Origin of the sequence: Streptomyces sp. NPDC004658 (genome assembly GCF_040609555.1) — a bacterium.
GTDB lineage: Bacteria > Actinomycetota > Actinomycetes > Streptomycetales > Streptomycetaceae > Streptomyces.
Genome location: NZ_JBEXKG010000014.1, coordinates 1 through 20,804, shown reverse-complemented (window position 1 = coordinate 20,804; position 20,804 = coordinate 1). Strand labels below are relative to the sequence as shown.

Below are 20,804 nucleotides of genomic sequence, written 5' to 3'. Positions count from 1 at the left end.
CGGCCGCAGTAGGGTGAAGCGATCCACCCCATCGCGTGTCCGCACGGCCCGCACCGCTGAAACGCTCGAAACCACGACATCAATGGAGACAGGACGTGTCCCGTCAGGTGTTCCTCTACGACCAGCCGGACCGCTTCGTGGCCGGCACGGTCGGACTGCCCGGGCGCCGTACCTTCTTCCTCCAGGCCACCGCAGGCCCCCGGGTGACCAGCGTGGTCCTGGAGAAGACCCAGGTCGCCGCGCTCGCCGAGCGCATGGACGAACTGCTCGACGAGGTCGTACGCCGTAGTGGCGGCAGCGCCGCGGTCCCTGCCGTGGCTCCCTCCGAGATCGCCGACACCGCACCGCTGGAGACCCCCATCGAGGAGGAGTTCCGCGTCGGCACCATGGCCCTGGCCTGGGACGGCGAGGAACAGCGCATGATCGTCGAGGCACAGGCCCTCGTGGAGCTGGAAGCCGACACCGAGGAGGACCTGGCCGAGGCCGAGGAGCGGTTGCTCCAGGACGAGGAGAACGGACCCCCGATGCTGCGGGTCCGGCTGACCGGCGCGCAGGCCCGGGCCTTCGCCAAACGCGCCCTCGACATCGTCAACGCCGGGCGGCCACCGTGCCCGCTGTGCAGCCTCCCGCTCGACCCGGAAGGACACGTATGTCCGCGCCAGAACGGATACCGCCGCGGAGCGTGACGGCCGGCCCGACCCCCGCCGAGCTGCTCGCGCGGGGTGAGCTGACCGTGCGCGGCCGGATCCGCGAGGCGTCCAACGCGGCGCTGTTCTGCACGGTCGCCCTGGACGGCCTGGAAGCCTCCTGCGTGTACAAGCCGGTGGCCGGGGAACGCCCCCTGTGGGACTTCCCGGACGGCACCCTGGCGGGCCGCGAGGTGGCCGCCTACGAGGTCTCCGAGGCCACCGGCTGGGGGCTGGTGCCGCCCACCGTCCTGCGTGACGGGCCGTACGGCGAGGGCATGTGCCAGTTGTGGATCGACGTCCACCCCGAGGCGGAGCTGCTCGCCCTGGTCGACGGCGAGGAGCCGGAGCCGGGCTGGAAGGCGATCGGGTTCGCCGAGGTCGGTGAGGGGCGCACCGCGCTGCTCGTGCACGCGGACGACGAGCGGCTGCGCCGGCTCGCCGTCCTGGACGCGGTGATCAACAACGCCGACCGCAAGGGCGGTCATCTGCTGCCCACCGCCGAGGGCCGGCTCTACGGCATCGACCACGGCGTCACCTTCAACGTCCAGAACAAGCTGCGCACCCTGCTGTGGGGCTGGGCCGGGGAACCCCTCAGCCCGGAGGCCGTCGAGGTCCTCAAGGGGCTGCGGGACGGCCTGGAGGGGGAGCTGGGCCGGCGGCTGGCCGCGCTGATCACCGCCGCGGAGATCGACGCCACGCGCGCGCGTGTCGACGCGCTGCTCACCTCGGGCGTGCATCCGGAACCGAGCGGGGAGTGGCCGGCCATCCCCTGGCCGCCGGTGTGAGCACATCCGGCACCGAGGTGCAAGACCGCGGATCCGGCCATCCGCCGCATCCCGTTCGTATCCGCAGCTCGGGGCCGGTTAGGCTCATGTACATGCATGCCTGGCCCGCTTCCGAGGTCCCCGCCCTGCCTGGTCAGGGCCGCGACCTGAGGATCCACGACACCGCGACCGGCGGCCTGGTCACCCTCGACCCCGGTCCCGTCGCCCGCATCTACGTCTGCGGCATCACGCCGTACGACGCGACCCACATGGGTCACGCGGCGACCTACAACGCGTTCGACCTGGTTCAGCGCGTGTGGCTCGACACCAAGCGGCAGGTCCACTACGTCCAGAACGTCACCGACGTCGACGATCCGCTGCTGGAGCGGGCGGACCGGGACGGCGTCGACTGGGTCGCCCTCGCCGAGAAGGAGACCGCCCTCTTCCGCGAGGACATGACCGCCCTGCGGATGCTCCCGCCGCGGCACTACATAGGCGCCGTCGAGGCGATACCCGGCATCGTCCCGCTCGTGGAACGGCTGCGCGACCTCGGCGCGGCCTACGAGCTGGAGGGTGACATCTACTTCTCCGTCGAGTCCGACCCGCACTTCGGCAAGGTCTCGAACCTCGACGCCGCCGCCATGCGGCTGCTGTCCGCCGAGCGCGGCGGCGACCCGGACCGCCCGGGCAAGAAGAACCCGGTCGACCCGATGCTGTGGATGGCGGCCCGGCCCGGCGAGCCCAGCTGGGACGGCGGCTCCCTCGGCCGGGGCCGGCCCGGCTGGCACATCGAGTGCGTGGCCATCGCCCTCGACCATCTCGGCATGGGCTTCGACGTCCAGGGCGGCGGCTCCGACCTCGCCTTCCCGCACCACGAGATGGGCGCCTCGCACGCCCAGGTGCTCACCGGCGAGTTCCCCATGGCCAAGGCCTACGTGCACGCCGGCATGGTGGCCCTGGACGGCGAGAAGATGTCGAAGTCCAAGGGCAACCTGGTCTTCGTCTCCACGCTGCGCCGTGACGGCGTCGACCCCGCCGCCATCCGTCTCGCGCTCCTCGCCCACCACTACCGCGCCGACTGGGAGTGGACCGACCAGGTCCTCCAGGACGCCGTCGCCCGCCTCGGCCGCTGGCGCGCGGCCGTCTCCCGCCCCGACGGGCCGTCCGCCGACGCGCTCGTGGAGGAGATCCGCGAGGCCCTGGCGAACGACCTGGACGCCCCGACCGCCCTGGCCGCGGTGGACCGGTGGGCGGCCCGGCAGGAGCAGGAGGGCGGCACCGACACCGGCGCCCCCGGCCTGGTGACGCGCGCGGTGGACGCGCTGCTGGGCGTGGCTCTCTGAGCGACGGCCTGCCGCGGCACCCCCGTAGCGCGCCGGCACCACACGGAAGGGGCGGTTCCCGACACGGGAACCGCCCCTTCCGTACCCTCGGGTTTCCGCGGCCTCAGTCCTCCGGGCCGTCCTCGTCGTCCTCCCTGGGGCCCCCGCCACCGGCCGGAGGCCTCGGCTTCCCGCCCGGAGGGCCCACGTCCCGGCGCCGCAGATACCGCTCGAACTCCCGGGCGATCGCCTCACCGGACGCCTCCGGCAGCTCCGCGGTGTCCCGGGCCTCCTCCAGCGTCTGGACGTACTCGGCGACCTCGCTGTCCTCGGCGGCCAGCTGGTCCACGCCCACCTGCCAGGCCCGCGCGTCCTCGGGCAGCTCCCCCTGCGGGATGCGCAGGTCGAGCAGGTCCTCCAGACGGTTCAGCAGCGCCAGCGTCGCCTTGGGGTTGGGCGGCTGGGAGACGTAGTGCGGTACGGCCGCCCACAGGGAGACCGCCGGGACGCCCGCGTGCGTGCACGCCTCCTGTAGGACGCCGACGATGCCCGTCGGACCCTCGTACTTGGTCTCCTCCAGGTCCATGCGCCGGGCCAGGTCCGGGTCCGACGTCACCCCGCTGACCGGCACCGGCCGCGTGTGCGGGGTGTCACCGAGCAGGGCGCCCAGGATGACCACCAGCTCCACGCCCAGCTCGTGCGCGAAGCCCAGCAGCTCGTTGCAGAACGACCGCCAGCGCATGGATGGTTCGATGCCCCGGACCAGCACCAGGTCGCGCGGCTTCTCACCGCCGACGCGGACCACCGACAACCTGGTCGTGGGCCACGTGATCTTGCGCACACCGCCGTCCATGAACACCGTGGGGCGGTTCACCTGGAAGTCGTAGTAGTCCTCGGCGTCCAGCGCCGCGAAGACCTCGCCCTTCCATTCGCGTTCCAGATGCGCGACCGCCGCGGAGGCGGCGTCGCCGGCATCGTTCCAGCCCTCGAACGCGGCCACCATGACTGGGTCGATCAGCTCGGGAACCCCCTCCAGCTCGATCACCCAGTGCCTCCTTCCGACGTGCCCTCGCTTGACCCACCAACCTTACGGCGTCCGGCGGGGGCGCCCGCAGCCCCCTTGCGTGGGGGAGTGAACGGATCACTGCCCCGTTCGCCGCCGAGGAACACGCGTGAGCAGCCGAACTCACAGCGTGGACCGCAGCCACTGCTCCACGCTCGCGATGTGCACCGTCGCCCAGGAGCGCGCCGCCTCCGCGTCCCGGTCGCGCAGCGCGCCGAGGATCGCCCGGTGCTCGCGCAGGGTGCGGCCGACCGCGTCCTCCTGGGTGAGGCCCCGCCAGATCCGGGCCCGCGTGGTGGGCCCCGACAGCCCGTCCAGCAGGGAGCACAGCACCGAGTTCCCGGCGCTCTGCACGATGCTCCGGTGGAACTCCAGGTCGGCCGCGACCAGTTGCTCCACGGACGGTTCCGCGCCCAGCGCGTCCAACTGGGCCTCCAGCGCGTCCAGTTGCCCCGGGTCGATCCGGGGCGCCGCCAGCGCGGTCGCGGCCGGCTCCAGGATCCGGCGCACCGCGAGGAACTCCAGCACCGTGTCGTCGCGGTGGAAGTCCACGACGAAGCTCATCGCCTCCAGCAGCAGCTGCGGATCGAGGCTGGTGACGTAGGTGCCGTCGCCCTGCCGCACGTCGAGGATCCGGATCAGCGACAGGGCGCGTACGGCCTCCCGCAGGGAGTTGCGGGACAGGCCCAGCTCGGCGGCCAGCTCGCTCTCCTTCGGCAGCCGGTCGCCCGGGCGCAGCGCACCGGAGACGATCATCCCCTTGATCTTCTCGATCGCCTCGTCGGTGACTGCCACGGCCGGCCTCCTGTCGCCCCAGACATCGGATGTCTCAGCACATTATGCGGCGGCGGCCGGGGGCCGAAGAGCGCGTTCCGGGCGCGCGGGGAAGCGGAAGGGGCGGCCCCGTCGGCGTGGGGCCGCCCCTTCCGCTGTGCCTTCCGGATCCCGTCCGGCCGGACCCGGCCCGCTCGCTACTTCTTGTCCAGCAGGTCCTGGACCTTGGCGCGGACCTCGTCCGTGGCCAGGCCCCGGATGGTCAGCGTGGTGCGGCGGCGCAGGACGTCGTCCGGCGTCTCGGCCCACTCGTGGTCACGGGCCCAGACGACCTGCGCCCAGATCTCCGGGGCGTCGGGGTGGACGCGCTCGGCCAGCTCCGGGTTCTCGTTCGCCAGGCGGGCGATGTCGAAGGCCAGGGAGCCGTAGTGGGTGGCCAGGTGCCTGGCCGTGTCGGCGGCCATGCGCGGGCCGGGCGCCGGGCCGTCGACCAGCAGGCGGTGGGCGACCGCGCGCGGGTTGGCGACACCGGGCAGCGGCAGCTTCTTCGGCAGCGAGGAGATCGGCTCGAAGTCGTCGCCGAGGGGGTGACCCGGCAGCGCCTCCAGCTTCTTCATGATCGTCCGGCCGATGTGGCGGAACGTCGTCCACTTGCCGCCCGCGACGGACAGCATGCCGCCCCTGCCCTCGGTCACCACGGTCTCGCGCTTGGCCTTGGCGGTGTCGCCGGGGCCGCCCGGCAGCACCCGCAGACCGGCGAACGCGTAGGTGATGAGGTCGCGCTGGAGCTGCTGGTCCCGGACGGAGAACGCGGCCTCGTCCAGGATCTGGGCTATGTCCTTGTCGTTGACCGCGACATCCGCCGGGTCGCCCTCGTACTCCTCGTCGGTGGTGCCGAGCAGCAGCATGTCCTCCCAGGGGAGGGCGAAGGTGATGCGGTACTTGTCGATGGGGGTCGCGAGCGCGGCCTTCCACGGAGACGTCCGCTTCAGGACCAGGTGCGCGCCCTTGGACAGGCGGATGGACGGGGCCGCGTTCGGGTCCTCCATCCTGCGCAGGTGGTCGACCCAGGGGCCGGTCGCGTTCAGCACCAGGCGGGCGTTGACGCCGAACTCCTCGCCGGACAGCCGGTCCCTGAGGTCGGCGCCGGTGACCCGGCCCCGGGTGAAGCGCAGCCCGGTGACCTCGGCGTGGTTGAGGACGACCGCGCCCGCCTCGACGGCCGCGCGGACGGTCATCAGCGCCATGCGGGCGTCGTTCATCTGGTCGTCGCCGTAGACGGCCACGGCCTTGAGGTTCTCGGTGCGCAGCTCGGGCACGTCCTGCGCCGCCTTGGCGGGGGAGAGCAGGTGGCCGACGCCGTCGCCGAACGCGGAGAGCGCGGAGTAGGCGAAGACGCCCGCGCCGAGCTTCGCCGCGCCGTGCGGCCCGCCCTTGTACACGGGGAGGTAGAAGGTGAGCGGGTTCGCCAGGTGGGGGGCCACCTGGCGGGAGACCGCACGGCGCTCGAAGTGGTTCTCCGCCACCAGCTTCACCGCGCCGGTCTGCAGGTAGCGCAGACCGCCGTGGAGCAGCTTGGAGGAGGCGGAGGAGGTGGCGCCGGCGAAGTCGCCGGCGTCGACCAGCGCCACCCTGAGGCCGGACTGCGCGGCGTGCCAGGCGGTGGAGATGCCCAGGATGCCGCCGCCGATCACAAGAAGGTCGTACGACGCCTTGGCGAGCTGCTCCCTGGTCTCGGCCCGGCTCGGGTTGGAGCCGGAAGCCGGGTGCGTCCCCAGGGCGGGCACGGTCTGCAGGGTGGACTGACTGGTCATGTCGGGTACTTACTCCTCGTCAGAGATGGCTGAGCCGGGAAGGGCCGCTCAGCTCTCGTCTTCGAGCCAGCCCATGGTCCGGTCGACGGCCTTGAGCCAGTTCTTGTACTCACGGGCGCGGGTCTCCGCGTCCATGCGGGGGGTCCACTCGGCGGCCCGCCGCCAGTTGGCGCGCAGGTCGTCGGTGCTGTTCCAGAAGCCGACGGCGAGACCGGCGGCGTACGCGGCGCCGAGGCAGGTGGTCTCGGCGACCATCGGGCGCACCACCGGTGCGTCGAGGACGTCGGCGAGGGTCTGCATCAGCAGGTTGTTGGCGGTCATGCCGCCGTCCACCTTCAGGGTCACCAGCTCGTCGCCGGAGTCCTTGACCATGGCGTCGGCGATCTCCCGCGTCTGCCAGGCGGTGGCCTCCAGGACGGCGCGCGCGAGGTGCGCCTTGGTGACGTACCGGGTCAGGCCGGCGATCACACCGCGGGCGTCGGAGCGCCAGTGCGGGGCGAACAGGCCGGAGAAGGCCGGCACGAAGTAGGCGCCGCCGTTGTCCTCGACGGAGAGCGCGAGCGTCTCGATCTCGGCGGCGGTGGAGATCAGGCCCATCTGGTCGCGCATCCACTGCACCAGCGAGCCGGTGACGGCGATCGAGCCCTCCAGGGCGTAGACCGTCGGCTGGTCGCCGATCTTGTAGCCGACGGTGGTCAGCAGACCGGCGTAGGAGTTGATGATCTTGCTGCCGGTGTTCATCACCATGAAGGTGCCGGTGCCGTAGGTCGACTTGGTCTCGCCCTCGGAGAAACAGGTCTGGCCGAACAGGGCCGCCTGCTGGTCGCCGAGCGCGGAGGCGACCGGGATGCCGCCCAGCAGCTCGCCGAGCTTTCCGCCGGTGATCTCGCCGTAGACCTCGGCGGAGGAGCGGATCTCGGGCAGGATCTGCATCGGTACGCCGATGGACTCGCAGATCTTCTCGTCCCACTGCATCGTGTGCAGGTTCATGAGGAGGGTGCGGGAGGCGTTGGTGACGTCGGTGACGTGCTTGCCGCCGTTGACACCGCCGGTCAGGTTCCAGATGACCCAGGTGTCCATGGTGCCGAAGAGGATGTCACCGGCCTCGGCGCGCTCCTTCAGGCCCTCGACGTTGTCGAGCAGCCAGCGGGCCTTGGGCCCGGCGAAGTAGGAGGCCAGCGGCAGGCCCGTCTCGCGGCGGAAGCGGTCCTGGCCGACGTTGCGGCCCAGCTCCTTGCAGAGCGCGTCGGTGCGGGTGTCCTGCCAGACGATGGCGTTGTGGACGGGCTCACCGGTGTTCTTGTCCCACAGCACGGTGGTCTCGCGCTGGTTGGTGATGCCGATGGCCTTGATGTCGTCGCGGGTGATGCCCGCCTTGGCGACGGCGCCGGCGACGACTTCCTGGACGTTGGTCCAGATCTCGTTGGCGTTGTGCTCGACCCAGCCCGGCTTCGGGAAGATCTGCTCGTGCTCCTTCTGGTCGACGGAGACGATGCGGCCGTCCCGGTCGAAGACGATGCAGCGGGAGGAGGTCGTGCCCTGGTCGATCGCCGCGATGAACGGGCCTGCGGTGTGGGCGTCGGTCACTGTGTGCTCCTGAAAGGTCCGTGGTGAGGGGGCTGTACGTACGGCGCGTGCTCGAAGACTCGGTGCTTCGTCAGGCTTCTCAAGAGGCTTCTCAGGCAAAGGCGACGTTGTAGATGCCCGCGCCGATGGCGCCGCCGATCAGCGGACCGACCACCGGGATCCAGGCGTAGCTCCAGTCGGAACCGCCCTTGTTGGGCAGCGGCAGCAGGGCGTGCACGATGCGCGGGCCCAGGTCGCGGGCCGGGTTGATCGCGTAGCCCGTCGGGCCGCCGAGCGACAGACCGATCGACACGACCACGAAGGCGGTGATCAGACCGCCGAGGACGCCGAGGCCGTTGCCCTTGTCGTTCAGGCCCTGGGTGAGGACCGCGAGGATCAGGACCACGGTGCCGATGATCTCCGTGGCGAGGTTCTGCACGGCGTTCCGGATCTCCGGACCGGTGGAGAAGATGCCGAGGACCGGGCCGGCGCCCTGCTCCTGGGCTTCCACGGCCTTGGCCGTGGTGGCCTGTGCGCCCGGACCGCCGACGATCTCCTTGTCGGTGAGGTGCGCGTAGAACTGGCCGTAGTAGGTGACCCACACCAGAGCCGCGCCGATCATCGCGCCGAGCAGCTGGCCGGCGAAGTAGGTCGGAACGTTGCTCCAGTCGCCGTCCTTGATGGCCAGGGCGACGGTGACGGCCGGGTTGAGGTGGGCGCCGGACAGGGGTCCGGAGATGTATACGGCCGTCATGACGGCGAAGCCCCACCCGAAGGCGATGGCGAGCCAGCCGGCGTTACGGGCCTTGGAGGCCTTCAGGGTGACGGCGGCGCAGACGCCACCGCCGAGCAGGATGAGTATGGCGGTACCGATGGTCTCGCCGATGAAGATGTCGGAGCTGGACACCCGCGACTCCTTTGTCCTTCGTCCAGGGGTAAGCCGAACCCCGGTCCCAGCGGGGGTTCTGGCGCCCTCGGGGGTGAGAGCGATGCCGGCCCTTGGCGTTGTCACACTCTAGCGCGTATTGCCGGAAGGTGTTCGACAATGCCGACCGATGGACGGGAGTCTCGCTTCGGCGTTACACGTGCGTCAAGGGTTCTGTTATCGAAAACAGGATCGTTATTGATCGCTGCGCGTTATCAACGTTCGTGCACGGACGTACGATCTATCCGTTTTTGTCGATTTCAGGGTAGATCGACGACCGGAACGCCGCCTGGCATCCCGGTCGTCGCAGTCCTTCCGGCCGTTCCCGGCTCGCGCCGGCCGTTCCCCGCTCGCGCCGGCGGTCAGAACCGCCCGGCGCCCAGGTCGCGGGAGACCGCGCGGGCGCAGTCGCGCACCGCCGCGATCAGCTCGGGGCGCAGCTCGCCCTCCCGGCACAGCCGCTCCACGGCGCCGGTGATGCCGACCGCGCCCACGGGCATCCGGCGCCGGTCGTGGATGGGCGCGGCGATCGACGCCACGCCCTCCCAGGTCTCCTCCACGTCGGCCGCGTAGCCACGCGCGCGCGTGACGTCGAGGAGGTGCTCGAAGTCGCCGGGGTCGCACACCGTGCGGTCCGTGAAGGCCTTCCGCTCGGTGTCCAGCGCCTCGCTGTGCGCGACCGGGTCGTAGGCGGAGAGCACCTTGCCCAGGGCCGTGGAGTGCAGCGGCTGCATGGCCCCGATCTCCAGCACCTGCCGGCTGTCGTCGGGCCGGAAGACGTGGTGCACGATCAGGACGCCCTGCTGGTGCAGGACGCCCAGGTACACGCTCTCCCCGCTGGACCGGGCCAGGTCGTCGGTCCACACCAGCGCCCGCGCGCGCAGTTCGTGCACGTCGAGATAGGTGGTGCCGAGGCGCAGCAGTTCCGCGCCCAGCTGGTAGCGCCCGGAGGCGTCGTCCTGCTCGACGAAGCCCTCCTGCTGGAGGGTGCGCAGGATGCCGTGGGCGGTGCCCTTGGCGAGGCCCAGCGACGAGGCGATGTCCGACAGGCCGAGCCGCCGCTCGCCGCCCGCGAGCAGCCGCAGCATCGCCGCCGCCCGTTCGAGCGACTGGATGTTCCGTGCCATCGCCGTCCTGCCTCCGTCCCCTTCGACTGCCCCGGTGCCGTGTGGAAATCACCGTTCGGCAATGTCGAACACTACCGGTCCATGCCGACCTCCCGCTAATGGTCGGTCGGCACCTGTTACATCACACGTGACCTGTGCGTGGCACCCGGGTCACTCGAGTCCGCCTCGTGGACGCCGCTGCCCATCCAAGCCGACTCCCGGTTACTCTGGCGCCGTGCGGCAACCCGGCCGGTCCGGGCATCCGCATAGCCGACAGCCGTCGCACTCCAGGGAGCCCTTACATGGCCTCGTCGCCAACGTCCCCTTCCGCCGACAGCCGGACCCGTGCGTCCGCGCTCCGCGAGGCACTCGCCACCCGAGTGGTGGTCGCCGACGGAGCCATGGGCACGATGCTCCAGGCCCAGGAGCCCACCCTCGAGGACTTCCAGAACCTCGAAGGCTGCAACGAGATCCTCAACCTCACCCGCCCCGACATCGTCCGCTCCGTCCACGAGGCCTACTTCGCCGTGGGCGTCGACTGCGTCGAGACGAACACCTTCGGGGCCAACCACGCGGCCATGGCGGAGTACGACATCGCCGACCGCGTTCATGAACTCTCCGAGGCCGGCGCCCGCATCGCCCGGGAGACCGCGGACGAGTTCTCCGCCCGCGACGGCCGGCCCCGCTGGGTCCTCGGCTCCATCGGCCCCGGCACCAAGCTGCCCACCCTCGGCCACATCGGGTTCACCACCATCCGGGACGGCTTCCAGGCCAACGCCGAGGGCCTGCTCACCGGCGGCGCCGACGCCCTGATCGTCGAGACCACCCAGGACCTGCTCCAGACCAAGGCCTCCATCCTGGGCGCCCGCCGCGCCATGGAGCGCCTCGGCACCGAGGTCCCCCTGCTCTGCTCGATGGCCTTCGAGACCACCGGCACCATGCTGCTGGGCTCCGAGATCGGCGCCGCGCTCACCGCGCTGGAGCCGCTCGGCATCGACATGATCGGCCTGAACTGCTCGACCGGCCCGGCCGAGATGAGCGAGCACCTGCGCTACCTCACCCGGCACTCCCGCATCCCGCTGCTGTGCATGCCGAACGCCGGCCTGCCCATCCTCACCAAGGACGGCGCCCACTTCCCGCTCGGCCCCGAGGGCCTGGCGGACGCCCAGGAGAACTTCGTACGCGATTACGGCCTCTCCCTCGTCGGCGGCTGCTGCGGCACCACCCCCGAGCACCTGCGCCAGGTCGTGGAGCGCGTCCAGGGTCTCACCCCGCAGGAGCGCGACCCGCGCCCCGAGCCGGGGGCCGCCTCCCTCTACCAGTCGGTGCCGTTCCGCCAGGACACCGCCTACCTGGCCATCGGCGAGCGCACCAACGCCAACGGCTCCAAGAAGTTCCGCGAGGCCATGCTGGCGGGCCGCTGGGACGACTGCGTGGAGATGGCCCGGGAGCAGATCCGCGAGGGCGCGCACATGCTCGATCTGTGCGTGGACTACGTCGGCCGGGACGGCGTCGCCGACATGGAGGAACTGGCCGGCCGCTTCGCCACCGCCTCCACCCTGCCGATCGTCCTGGACTCCACCGAGGTCGACGTCATCAAGGCGGGCCTGGAGAAGCTGGGCGGGCGCGCGGTGATCAACTCCGTGAACTACGAGGACGGCGACGGCCCCGACTCCCGGTTCGCGAAGGTCACCCGGCTGGCGCGGGAGCACGGCGCCGCCCTGATCGCCCTCACCATCGACGAGGAGGGCCAGGCCCGCACCCCGGAGAAGAAGGTCGAGATCGCCGAACGGCTGATCGCCGACCTCACCGGGAACTGGGGCATCCGCGAGGAGGACATCCTCATCGACACCCTGACCTTCACCATCTGCACCGGTCAGGAGGAGTCCCGCAAGGACGGCATCGCCACCATCGAGGCGATCCGCGAGCTGAAGCGGCGCCACCCGGCGGTGCAGACCACGCTGGGCCTGTCCAACATCTCCTTCGGCCTCAACCCGGCCGCCCGCATCCTGCTGAACTCCGTCTTCCTCGACGAGTGCGTCAAGGCGGGCCTGGACTCGGCGATCGTCCACGCCTCCAAGATCCTGCCGATCGCCCGGTTCAGCGAGGAAGAGGTCCAGACCGCCCTCGACCTGATCCACGACCGCCGCAGCGAGGGCTACGACCCCCTCCAGAAGCTCATGCAGCTCTTCGAGGGCGCCACGGCGAAGTCCCTGAAGGCCGGCAAGGCCGAGGAACTGGCCGCGCTGCCGCTGGAGGAGCGGCTCAAGCGCCGCATCATCGACGGCGAGCGCAACGGCCTGGAAGCCGACCTGGACGAGGCGCTCCAGGACCGCCCCGCGCTCGACATCGTCAACGACACCCTGCTGGACGGCATGAAGGTCGTCGGCGAGCTGTTCGGCTCGGGCCAGATGCAGCTGCCGTTCGTCCTCCAGTCCGCCGAGGTCATGAAGGCCGCCGTCGCCCACCTCGAACCGCACATGGAGAAGTCGGACGCCGAGGGCAAGGGCACGATCGTGCTCGCGACCGTGCGCGGCGACGTGCACGACATCGGCAAGAACCTCGTCGACATCATCCTGTCCAACAACGGCTACAACGTCGTCAACCTGGGGATCAAGCAGCCGGTCTCCGCGATCCTGGAGGCGGCCGAGGAGCACGGCGCCGACGTCATCGGCATGTCCGGGCTCCTGGTCAAGTCCACGGTGATCATGAAGGAGAACCTGGAGGAGCTGAACCAGCGCGGCCTCGCCGCCCGCTTCCCGGTCATCCTCGGCGGCGCCGCCCTCACCCGGGCCTACGTCGAGCAGGACCTGCACGAGATCTACGAGGGCGAGGTCCGCTACGCCCGCGACGCCTTCGAGGGCCTGCGCCTGATGGACGCCCTCATCGGCGTCAAGCGGGGCGTGCCCGGGGCGAAGCTGCCCGAGCTGCGGCAGCGCCGGGTGCGGGCCGCCGCCGTGGAGATCGAGGAGCGCCCGGAGGAGGGCCACGTCCGCTCCGACGTCGCCACCGACAACCCGGTCCCCGAGCCGCCGTTCTGGGGCACCCGGGTCGTCAAGGGCATCCAGCTCAAGGAGTACGCGAGCTGGCTCGACGAGGGCGCGCTGTTCAAGGGCCAGTGGGGCCTGAAGCAGGCCCGCACCGGCGAGGGCCCGACCTACGAGGAACTCGTCGAGACCGAGGGCAGGCCCCGGCTGCGCGGCCTGCTCGACCGGCTCCAGACCGAGAACCTCCTGGAGGCGGCCGTCGTCTACGGCTACTTCCCCTGCGTGTCCAAGGACGACGACCTGATCGTCCTGGACGAACAGGGCAACGAGCGCACCCGCTTCACCTTCCCGCGCCAGCGCCGCGGCCGGCGCCTGTGCCTGGCCAACTTCTTCCGCCCGGAGGAGTCGGGCGAGACGGACGTCGTCGGCTTCCAGGTCGTCACCGTCGGCTCGCGCATCGGCGCGGAGACGGCCAAGCTCTTCGAGTCCAACGCCTACCGCGACTACCTGGAACTGCACGGCCTGTCCGTCCAGTTGGCCGAGGCCCTCGCCGAGTACTGGCACGCCCGCGTGCGGGCCGAACTCGGCTTCGGCGGCGAGGACCCGGCCGCGATCGAGGACATGTTCGCCCTGAAGTACCGGGGCGCCCGCTTCTCCCTCGGCTACGGCGCCTGCCCCGACCTGGAGGACCGCGCCAAGATCGCGGAGCTGCTGGAGCCGGAGCGGATCGGTGTCCACCTGTCCGAGGAGTTCCAGCTCCACCCCGAGCAGTCCACGGACGCGATCGTGATCCACCACCCGGAGGCGAAGTACTTCAACGCACGGTGACGGCTGCCCGGCCCCGCGCGCCCAGCCGTGTGCGCCCCCCCGGCACCCGGTGACGTGTGTCTCACCCAGCACACTGATCGGACAAGTCGTACACTGGTCGGTCCACTGCAGGCCGGTTCCCCGTCCGGGAACCGGCCTGGTCGTCCCTCAAGGAGGTGCGCACGGATGACCAGTACGGTCCCCGCGCTCGGAACCCGTACGGCCGAAGGCTCCGCCCTGCAGGCGGTGCTGCTCGACATGGACGGCACCCTGGTGGACACAGAGGGCTTCTGGTGGGACGTCGAGGTGGAGGTCTTCGCCGCCCTCGGTCACACCCTCGACGAGTCCTGGCGGCACGTCGTGGTCGGCGGCCCCATGACCCGCAGCGCCGGTTTCCTCATCGAGGCGACCGGTGCCGACATCACCCTCGCGGAACTCAGCGTGCTGCTCAACGAGGGCTTCGAGGACCGGATCGGCCGGACCCTGCCGCTGATGCCGGGCGCCGCCCGGCTGCTCGCGGAACTGCACCTGCACGGCATCCCCACGGCCCTGGTCTCCGCCTCCCACCGGCGCGTCATCGACCGGGTGCTCACCGTGCTCGGGCCGCACCACTTCGCCCTCTCCGTCGCCGGTGACGAGGTCTCCCGCACCAAGCCCTTCCCGGACCCGTATCTGCTCGCCGCCGCCGGGCTCGGTGCGGATCCGGCCAGATGCGCGGTGGTCGAGGACACGGCCACCGGCGTCGCCGCCGCCGAGGCCGCGGGCTGCCGGGTGGTCGCCGTCCCCTCCGTGGCCCCCATCGGCCCGGCCGAGGGGCGCACCGTCGTCTCCTCGCTGGAAGAGGTCGACCTGGCATTTCTGCGCGGCCTGATGACGGAAATGCGCTAGCCGTTCACCCAGCGTGTTAAGCGCATTGGCGGCGCTGGACACATTTCCGGGGAAGTACACCCGAGGGGAATTCGCCAGGGGCGGTGCGGCCGAATTCCACTGACTGGCCGCACAGTTGGGGGTGTGACGTTCCCCACGCCCCGTGGGCTCGACAAAGTTGGCCAAGTGTGCTTACCCGCCCTGGCCGGGGTGTTTCCGTACGACCTTGTGTCCTGATTGATGGGAAGCTGCACTAATCCTGCCGCTGTCGGGTTTTCGGTCTGTCCGCGGCCGGTTCCACTGTGTGATGGGAAGTAACTTACGCGGTTGCGAACCCCGCTGCGGGCGCGGACTAATCTCGTCGCGACAACATCGCCGAGAACCCCCCCCGTGATCCGCCGCGTCACCCCTGCATGCCGGATACACGGACCCGAACAGCTCTGGAGAAACTCCCGCATGAACCGCAAGACTTTGGTGCTGCCGGCGGTGGCCGGCCTGCTCACCCCGGTTCTCGCCGCGTGCGGCGGATCCGACAGCGGGAGCAAGAGCGGTGACGCCATCGTCGTCGGTACCACGGACCAGTTCACGGCCACCAAGGAAGCCCCCGCGCCGCTCGACCCGGCCTACGCCTACGACGTCGGCACCTGGAACATCCTGCGCCAGACCGTGCAGACCCTGATGGCCCAGCCCAAGGGCGAGGGCGACCCCGTTCCGGACGCCGCCGAGAGCTGCTCCTTCACCGACAGCGGCAGCGAACGCTACGCCTGCAAGCTGCGGGAGGGCCTGAAGTTCGCGAACGGCGACCCGGTGACCGCCGCGGACGTGAAGTACTCCATCGAGCGCGCGCTGCGCATCAACGTCGCCGGCGGTCCGGCCGCCCTGCTGAACACCATCGACACCGTCGAGACGCAGGGCGACCGCGAGGTCGTCTTCCACCTGAAGACGGCCGACGCCACCTTCCCGTACAAGCTGTCCACCCCGGTCGCGGGCATCATCAACCCCAAGGACTACCCGAAGGACAAGCTCCGGGACGGCTTCGACATCGACGGCTCCGGCCCGTACACCTTCAAGGCCGACGTCAAGGACAACGCGATCGTCGACGCGACCTTCACCAAGAACCCCTCCTACAAGGGCGGCGTGACGGTCAACAACGACAAGGTCGAGCTGCGCTCCTTCACCGACGCCGACGCCATGGGCGCCGCGATCGACAAGGGTGACATCGACGTCATGACCCGCACCATGTCGCCCGCGCAGATCCAGAAGCTGGACGCCGGCACCGACGAGAACGTCGACCTGGTCGACATGCCCGGCCTGGAGATCCGCTACCTGGCCTTCAACACCGACGCGCCCACCGTCAAGTCCAAGGCCGTGCGCCAGGCGATGGCCCAGCTGATCAACCGCGGCGAGCTGGTCTCCAAGGTCTACGGCACCCAGGCCGAGCCGCTGTACTCGCTGGTCCCGGCCACCGTCACCGGCCACTCCAACTCGTTCTTCAACAAGTACGGCAACCCCAGCGTCGACAAGGCCAAGTCGCTGCTCACCAAGGCCGGCATCACCACCCCGGTCAAGCTGACCCTGCACTACACCACCGACCACTACGGCTCGGCCACCAAGCAGGAGTTCGAGGTGCTGCAGAAGCAGCTCAACGACAGCGGCCTGTTCGACGTCTCCATCCAGGGTCACCTCTGGAAGACCTTCCGGCCCGCCGAGCAGAAGGGCCAGTACGACGTCTACGGCATGGGCTGGTTCCCCGACTTCCCGGACGCGGACAACTTCATCGCGCCCTTCCTCGACAAGGACAACACCCTCGGCTCGCCGTACAGCAACGGCACCATCCAGCACACGCTGATCCCGCAGTCCCGCCGCGAGGCCGACCGGCTCAGCGCCTCCAAGAGCCTGACCGAGATCCAGGACCTCGTCGCCGATGACGTCCCGATCCTGCCGCTGTGGCAGGGCAAGCAGTACGTCGCCGCACGGGACGACGTCACGGGCGTGGCCTACGCCCTCAACTCCTCCTCGACGCTTCAGCTGTGGGAGCTCGGCCGCGGTGTGAGCGGCTGACGGCTCTCCGCACCCGGGGCCGAGGACGAAACGGCCCCGGGGCCCGGGACCAGGGACGGCGGTCCCGGGCTGACGAACCGACGACAAGGCACAGTGCACGTGAACCTGCGCAACCAGTGGCCAGTTCTGCCCATCGTGGCGGGGCTGGCCTCCGGCCTGTTGACCGGCTGCGGCTCCGAGACCGGCGATTCCGGGGGTACCGGCTCCTCCGTGGTGATGGGGATGTCCGACGACGTCCTCGCCACGGACCCGGCATCCGGCTACGACCCCGGCTCCTGGCTGTTGTTCAACAACGTCTTCCAGTCGCTGCTCGGCTTCCCCAAGGGGGCGACCGAACCCCAGCCCGAACTGGCGAAGCAGTGCGCCTTCACCGACACCCGGGCCATGGTCTACCAGTGCGAGCTGAAGGACGGCCTGAAGTTCAGCAACGGTGACGCCCTCACCTCCGAGGACGTGAAGTTCTCCTTCGACCGCATGCTGAAGATCGACGACCCCGCCGGTCCGGCCATCATGTTCCCCATGCTCGACAGGGTCGAGACACCGGACGCCAGAACGGCCGTCTTCCGCCTCAAGGTGCCCGACGCCACCTTCCCCAGCAAGATCGCCTCCGGCGCCGGCTCCATCGTGGACCACCGCCAGTACGACGCGAACGGCCTGCGCACCGACCACCAGGCCGTCGGCTCCGGCCCCTACAAGCTGGACTCCTTCGACAAGGACCAGGCGGTCTTCTCGGTCAACGACAACTACCAGGGCACCGCCGAGGTCAAGAACTCCGGTGTCACCCTGAAGTTCTTCCACGGCGACCGGACCGCCCTGCGCAAGGCCCTCCTCGACGGCGACGTCGACATCGCCTACCGGGGCCTGGCCGCCTCCGACATCGCCGACCTCGACCAGGGGGCCGACAGCAAGGGCGTCGACGTCATCGAGGGCACCGGCGCGGAGGTCCAGCACCTGGTCTTCAACATGAAGGACCCGGTGGCCGGCAAGGCCGGCGTCCGCAAGGCCATCGCCTACCTCCTCGACCGCGACGCCCTCGTCAAGGACGTGTACGACGGCACCGCCACCCCGCTGTACTCGATCATCCCGGCGGGCATCGTGGGCCACAACACCGCGTTCTTCGACAGGTACGGCGCCCGTCCCTCCCAGGACAAGGCCGCCGCCGCGCTGCGCGCCGACGGCGTCACCGGCAAGGTCAGGCTCACCCTGTGGTCCACGCCGTCCCGGTACGGCCCCGCCACCGACGAGGAGCTGAAGGCCGTCGCCGCCCAGCTCAACGCCAGCGGCCTGTTCGACGCCGACGTGCGGTCCGTCCCCTACGAGCGGTACGAGAAGGACATCGCCGCCGGCAAGTACGGCGTGTACGTGAAGGGCTGGGTCCCGGACTACCCGGACGCCGACAACTTCACCGCCCCGTTCTTCGGCAAGGACAACGTGCTGGGCAACAACTACGCCAACCGCACCATCACCAAGTCCCTCATCCCCGCAACGGCCGCGCAGAGCGACCGCGCGGCGACCGACAAGGACTTCGGCAGGCTCCAGGACATCGTCGCCGACGAACTGCCCGTCCTGCCGGTCTGGCAGGCCAAGCAGTACGCCGTCGTCCGTGACGGCGTCTACGGCCTGGAGTACTGCCTGGACGCCTCGACGGTGTTCCGGTTCTGGGAACTCAGCAAGGGCTGACCGCCCGCACGCGGGCCGACCCCCCCGTACGCCAAGGGCGCCCCTCCCACACGGGAGGGGCGCCCTTCGCCGTCCTGCCGGCCTACTGCGCGCCGGGGCGCACCAGACCGCTCTCGTACGCGTACACCGCGGCCTGCACCCGGTCCCTCAGCCCCAGCTTGGTGAGCACGTGGCCCACATGCGTCTTCACGGTCGTCTCGCTGACGAACAGGTCGGCCGCGATCTCGGCGTTGGACAGCCCGCGGGCCACCAGCTTCAGCACCTCCACCTCGCGGTCGGTGAGAGTGTGCAGGGTGTCCGGCACCGGCTCCTCACCGGAGGGCAGGTGCGTGGCGTACTTGTCGAGCAGTCGCCGGGTGATGCTCGGCGCGAGCATGGCCTCGCCGGCCGCGACCACCCGTATCGCCTGCACCAGCTCGTTGGCGGGAGCGTCCTTGAGCAGGAAGCCGCTGGCCCCTGCGCGCAGCGCCTCCACCACGTACTCGTCCAGGTCGAACGTCGTCAGGACCAGCACCTTGGCCGGGCCGTCCCGGCCGGGCCCGGTGATCTGCCGGGTGGCCTCCACGCCGTCCATCCGCGGCATCCGGATGTCCATGAGCACGACGTCCGGCTGCAGAGCACGCACCTGGTCGAGGGCCTGAAGGCCGTCACCGGCCTCGCCGACGACCGCGATGTCCTGCTCGGCCTCCAGGATCATCCGGAAACCGGTGCGCAGCAGGGGCTGGTCGTCGACCAGTAGGACGCGGATGGCCACGTGACACTCCTTCGCTAGTCCGGCCCCATTCTGCCCTGCCCGCGTTTCCTGGTTCACACGGTCCCGGACCCGGGCGCCGAGACCGGCAGCGGGTAGGGCGGGGGAGTGCCGCCGAACTCCGGGCAGTGCGCCTGGTGGTCGCACCAGCCGCACAGCTTGGTGGGCCGGGGCCGCCAGTTCCCGGTCTGCGTGGCCTGCTTGATGGCCTCCCACAGCGCGTGCAGCTTGCGCTCCACCCGCTCCAGGTCGGCGAGGACGGGGTCGTACGTCAGCACGTCCCCGCTGCCGAGGTAGACGAGCTGGAGCCGGCGCGGCACGACCCGCTTCAGCCGCCACACCACCAGGGCGTAGAACTTCATCTGGAACAGGGCGCCCTCGGCGTACTCGGGGCGGGGAGCCTTGCCCGTCTTGTAGTCGACGATCCGCACCTCGCCGGTCGGCGCCACGTCCACCCGGTCGATGATGCCGCGCAGCCGCAGCCCCGACTCCAGCTCGGCCTCCACGAACAGCTCGCGCTCGGCCGGCTCCAGCCGCGTCGGGTCCTCCAGCGTGAACCAGCGCTCCACGAGCCGCTCCGCCTCGGCCAGCCATCCGGCCAGCCGCTCCCCCTCGGGATCGTCGGCGAACAGCTCGGTCACCTCCGGGCGGCTCTCGCGCAGCCGGTCCCACTGCCCCGGGATCAGCGCCTTGGCGCGCGGCGCGGTCCGCTCCCCGGCGGGCGCGTCGAACAGCCGCTCCAGCACGGCGTGCACCAGCGTGCCCCGCGTCGCCGCCTCGCTCGGCTTCTCCGGCAGCCGGTCGATCACCCGGAACCGGTACAGCAACGGGCACTGCATGAAGTCACTGGCCCGGGAGGGCGACAAGGAGGTCGGCGCGACGGCGCTCCGCTCCTCGCCCGTGCCGTCCGGGGCCGGGGCCGGGGCCGTCTGCGGCGCCGCTTCCCCGGCCGGTTCCGTCGCCGCAGGCATCGCCGCGTCCGGCGTCCGGGGTGGGGTGGCCGGGGGCGTCTGCACGGCGCCGCCCGGCTGGGCCGCCGACTCCTCGATGCTGCTGTCCATGTCCACAGACCTTACGGCCCACCACTGACAGTGACCCGGCCGCCGCCCGCGTCGGCCACGCGACGTCGGGGCGAACACGGGGGGTGCCGGGGCGAAACGTGCCACCACGGCCGCATACCATCGACAGGAGACCCTTCCGTCCGGCAGGTGCGGAAGACGCTTCGAACGAGGGGACACCGTGGACGTGAGCGGCGGGAGCGGGCAGCCGCGGTCCGGCAACGACGAGCCGGCCGAGCACTCCGCTGACCCTACGGCCCCGGGGACCGGACCCACCGAGCAGCCGGGCCCGGAGCCCGCACCTCCGCGCCCCGCCGACCGGCCGGCGGCCGGCAGCGGCACGGGCGGAGGACGCGGCACGGACGACCGCACGCACGGCACCGCCACCGACACGCCCGACGCGCCCCCCACGGCAGAGGCGCCCACCACGCCCGGCGCGGCTCGCACGCCCAGCGAGGACGGCGCGCCCGGTGGCGGGGCCCCCACCGAGCCGGACCCCCGCGCCCCGCAGCACCAGGCCCCCGACGAGACCCCCGGGTCCAGCCCGGGCCCCACGCACCACGGCGACGC

The 20,804-nt window shown here is 70.9% G+C and carries 15 protein-coding genes and 1 pseudogene; 8 read left to right on the top strand and 8 right to left on the bottom strand.

Annotated features, from left to right (window positions below):
• Nucleotides 1-95 precede the first annotated feature (95 nt).
• From ABZV94_RS08150 to mshC, 3 genes are all read left to right on the top strand, one after another.
• Nucleotides 96-686, top strand: a complete 591-nt coding sequence (locus ABZV94_RS08150) for a DUF3090 domain-containing protein (protein ID WP_103812375.1) — start codon at nucleotides 96-98, stop codon at nucleotides 684-686.
• On the top strand, nucleotides 650-1,474 hold the full coding sequence (locus ABZV94_RS08145; RefSeq protein ID WP_356338423.1) for an SCO1664 family protein: 825 nt from the start codon (nucleotides 650-652) through the stop codon (nucleotides 1,472-1,474). The genes ABZV94_RS08150 and ABZV94_RS08145 overlap by 37 nt, the downstream gene beginning before the upstream one ends.
• A gap of 92 nt (nucleotides 1,475-1,566) precedes the next feature.
• Nucleotides 1,567-2,796, top strand: coding sequence for a cysteine--1-D-myo-inosityl 2-amino-2-deoxy-alpha-D-glucopyranoside ligase (gene mshC / locus ABZV94_RS08140; protein ID WP_356338421.1), 1,230 nt, complete (start codon nucleotides 1,567-1,569; stop codon nucleotides 2,794-2,796).
• 103 nt (nucleotides 2,797-2,899) lie between these two features.
• Here mshC and ABZV94_RS08135 read toward each other — a convergent pair whose 3' ends face one another.
• The 6 genes from ABZV94_RS08135 to ABZV94_RS08110 form a co-directional block, all read right to left on the bottom strand.
• Entirely contained in the window at nucleotides 2,900-3,820 is a 921-nt protein-coding gene (locus ABZV94_RS08135; RefSeq protein ID WP_356338419.1) for a PAC2 family protein, read from the bottom strand.
• Between the two features lie 141 nt (nucleotides 3,821-3,961).
• Nucleotides 3,962-4,633 (bottom strand): FadR/GntR family transcriptional regulator, encoded by a 672-nt coding sequence (locus tag ABZV94_RS08130; RefSeq protein WP_103812378.1) that lies wholly within the window; start codon nucleotides 4,631-4,633, stop codon nucleotides 3,962-3,964.
• Between the two features lie 176 nt (nucleotides 4,634-4,809).
• A complete protein-coding gene (locus tag ABZV94_RS08125; protein WP_356338416.1) occupies nucleotides 4,810-6,426 on the bottom strand; it encodes a glycerol-3-phosphate dehydrogenase/oxidase in 1,617 nt (538 codons plus the stop codon).
• Between the two features lie 48 nt (nucleotides 6,427-6,474).
• Nucleotides 6,475-8,013, bottom strand: coding sequence for a glycerol kinase GlpK (gene glpK, locus ABZV94_RS08120; protein ID WP_356338415.1), 1,539 nt, complete (start codon nucleotides 8,011-8,013; stop codon nucleotides 6,475-6,477).
• 91 nt (nucleotides 8,014-8,104) lie between these two features.
• A complete protein-coding gene (locus ABZV94_RS08115) occupies nucleotides 8,105-8,899 on the bottom strand; it encodes an MIP/aquaporin family protein (protein WP_356338413.1) in 795 nt (264 codons plus the stop codon).
• A 380-nt stretch (nucleotides 8,900-9,279) separates the two neighbouring features.
• On the bottom strand, nucleotides 9,280-10,044 hold the full coding sequence (locus ABZV94_RS08110) for an IclR family transcriptional regulator (RefSeq protein WP_103812382.1): 765 nt from the start codon (nucleotides 10,042-10,044) through the stop codon (nucleotides 9,280-9,282).
• Between the two features lie 281 nt (nucleotides 10,045-10,325).
• On the opposite strand from ABZV94_RS08110, the gene metH reads away from it, so the two are divergent.
• The 4 genes from metH (at nucleotide 10,326) to ABZV94_RS08090 (ending at nucleotide 18,425) form a co-directional block, all read left to right on the top strand.
• Nucleotides 10,326-13,838, top strand: a complete 3,513-nt coding sequence (metH, locus tag ABZV94_RS08105; protein ID WP_356338411.1) for a methionine synthase — start codon at nucleotides 10,326-10,328, stop codon at nucleotides 13,836-13,838.
• A 165-nt stretch (nucleotides 13,839-14,003) separates the two neighbouring features.
• A complete protein-coding gene (locus ABZV94_RS08100) occupies nucleotides 14,004-14,705 on the top strand; it encodes an HAD family phosphatase (protein ID WP_356338409.1) in 702 nt (233 codons plus the stop codon).
• A 435-nt stretch (nucleotides 14,706-15,140) separates the two neighbouring features.
• Entirely contained in the window at nucleotides 15,141-16,745 is a 1,605-nt protein-coding gene (locus ABZV94_RS08095; protein WP_356338407.1) for an ABC transporter substrate-binding protein, read from the top strand.
• Between the two features lie 99 nt (nucleotides 16,746-16,844).
• The gene (locus ABZV94_RS08090) at nucleotides 16,845-18,425 is read left to right on the top strand and encodes an ABC transporter substrate-binding protein (RefSeq protein ID WP_356338404.1); all 1,581 of its coding nucleotides are present in this window, start codon (nucleotides 16,845-16,847) and stop codon (nucleotides 18,423-18,425) included.
• An 82-nt stretch (nucleotides 18,426-18,507) separates the two neighbouring features.
• Here the strand turns inward: ABZV94_RS08090 and ABZV94_RS08085 are convergent, their stop codons facing one another.
• Both ABZV94_RS08085 and ABZV94_RS08080 read right to left on the bottom strand, forming a co-directional pair.
• Nucleotides 18,508-19,179 carry a response regulator transcription factor gene (locus ABZV94_RS08085; protein WP_014671700.1) on the bottom strand — a complete coding sequence of 224 codons (672 nt, stop codon included), beginning with the start codon at nucleotides 19,177-19,179 and terminating at the stop codon, nucleotides 18,508-18,510.
• Nucleotides 19,180-19,232: 53 nt separating this feature from the next.
• Nucleotides 19,233-20,237: a RecB family exonuclease gene (locus ABZV94_RS08080; RefSeq protein ID WP_356338402.1), complete on the bottom strand. Its 1,005-nt coding sequence runs from the start codon at nucleotides 20,235-20,237 to the stop codon at nucleotides 19,233-19,235.
• A gap of 178 nt (nucleotides 20,238-20,415) precedes the next feature.
• Here ABZV94_RS08080 and ABZV94_RS08075 point away from each other — a divergent pair.
• Nucleotides 20,416-20,804: pseudogene (locus ABZV94_RS08075) on the top strand (hypothetical protein); the annotation flags it as partial.